The 2017-nt window shown below is 64.4% G+C and carries 1 protein-coding gene; it reads right to left on the bottom strand.

The features are described from left to right. Positions 1-66: 66 nt before the first annotated feature. Complete coding sequence (ltrA, locus tag LXT13_RS28330) at positions 67-1434, bottom strand: group II intron reverse transcriptase/maturase (RefSeq protein WP_233375787.1); 1368 nt, start codon at positions 1432-1434, stop codon at positions 67-69. Between the last annotated feature and the right edge of the window lie 583 nt (positions 1435-2017).

Here is a 2017-nt window from a genome sequence, read left to right on the forward strand (position 1 = left end):
CCCCGTTCAAACCGTGCGTGCGGATTTCCCGCACACGGCTTACCAGTGGTCCGTCGGCTCGCAGCATTACGCGGATCTCCCTTTGACAGGAGCGTTGCCCGGGTAGCGGATCGTTCCGCGCAGGCGATGCAGTCCAAGGCTTTCGAAGTAGTCGCGATCCCAACGTTGGGTTTGACCCGCGCGCAAGTGACGGCCCGCCCGCGCGATACGCAACTTGCGCAGTCGCTGCACGACATAGCCATCCACGTCGCCGAATCGGTCGGCCGCATTACCGGTTCGGAAGTATTGCCCCCAACCACGCAGCACCGGATTGAGCTCGGCAATCACGCTTCGCACATCCCGGTGGCACCACGCTCTCGGGGTCAGCTCCCGCACCCGCGCTCGCACACGGTTCATCGAATTGCGGCTCGGCCAGCGTTGCAGGTAGTACCGCTTGAGTCTCTTCTGCTCCCACAAGCGTCCGCTCATGCGCTTGTGCAAGTGGCAGCCCAGGAAGTCAAACCCCTGTGCACCCTGCGTCAAGTCCACGCGCTTCGTCTTGTCGGGGTGCAGCTTCAACCCCAGTCGACCCAATACGTGCTCGATGCGGCCTTGCGCCTCCTCACACGCCCACGTGCTTTTGCACATGACCACGAAGTCGTCCGCGTACCTCACCAACGTCCCGAGATGAGCGCCATGAAGCGCCCACACCCGGTCCAGCACATGCAGGTAGATGTTAGACAGCAACGGTGAGATCACGCCGCCCTGCGGCGTTCCCGCCACCGGGTGGCTCACCACGCCATCCTCCATCACGCCCGCCTGCAGCCACTGCCTCACCAGCTTGAGCATCCGCCGGTCACTCACCCGCTGGCCAACCAGCACCAGCAGTTTGTCGTGTTCGATGTTGCCGAAGTAGTTCTCGATGTCGGCGTCCAGCACATGATCCGCACCTTGTGCGCCCAGCGTCCTGAGCTCTTCCAGCGCCATCGTTGCACTGCGTCCCGGTCGGAACCCATACGAGCACGGCTTGAAGTCCGCCTCGAAGATCGGCTCCAGCACCAGCTTGGCCGCCATCTGCACCACCCGGTCTCGCACCGTAGGAATGCCCAGTGGCCTCTTTCTTCCGTCCGCCTTGGGTATGTAGGTGCGCCGCACGACCTGCGCCCCGTACTCGCCTGCACGCAGTACTTGTGCCAGCTCTTCTAAGAAGCGCCGGATGCCATACTGCTCGACTTCGCCAATCGTCACCCGATCAGCGCCCGCTGCGCCCTTGTTGCGGCGCACGCGCTTCCACGCCTCGTGCAGGATGTCATCCCTGCACATCTGGTCGTACAACGCATGGAAGCGCCTTCCCGGCGCCCGCTTGGCTGCGGCCCAGAGCTGCCTTTGCAGTTGTCGCACTTTGTCGCTCGACTCAAGGTCGACGGGGTCGTTAGGTCCGGTCTCGCCGGCCATTCCCTCGCGCTTACCCGCTCCATCAGCATGACCACCGCAGGGACCCTTCCCTCCGACCGCGTTATGCCACACGGCCTTCGTCGACGGCGCTTGCGCGCCATCGTCCAGTACTACGATCCCCTCGGACTCCCGCTGCGCACGCCTCAACTTCGCCTTGGGCTTATATGAGCGCGCTTGCCCCGACAAGGGCTGCGCAGACGGGTCTCTCACGTTCCGCACCTGTCCTTGCACGCGTGCTGCGCCCCATACCCCGCCGCAGTCCCCGGCGCGCTTCGGTTCTTGCGCCAGTGATGTTGTCTTCACCGTGAGATGAGCGGTTCGACCTGCGGGTTGTAAATCTGACGAGGCTGCAGGCTTCACTTCATGTTGCGGCCCGCGTGCTTGCTCCCCGCTGCACGGCTCTCGCCGCCTCACGGGCTTCTGACACCCCGCTCGGGCCACGAGGTCTCCCTCAGCGACCTGGGGTCTGCTACCCGGCGCACCGACGCCTACCGGGACGGGACTCTCACCCGTTGGACATGCGCAGCATGCAGCAGCTCCTCCTCGCCCCGCGGGGTTCAGCTGAGCCTTTGCTTCGTGACGC

The sequence above is a fragment of the Pelomonas cellulosilytica genome, assembly GCF_021353265.1.
GTDB lineage: Bacteria > Pseudomonadota > Gammaproteobacteria > Burkholderiales > Burkholderiaceae_C > Pelomonas > Pelomonas cellulosilytica.

Excerpts from the sequence above, each read along its gene's own strand:
- ltrA (WP_233375787.1), bottom strand. The coding sequence starts at position 1,434 with ATGGCCGGCGAGACCGGACCTAACGACCCCGTCGACCTTGAGTCGAGC.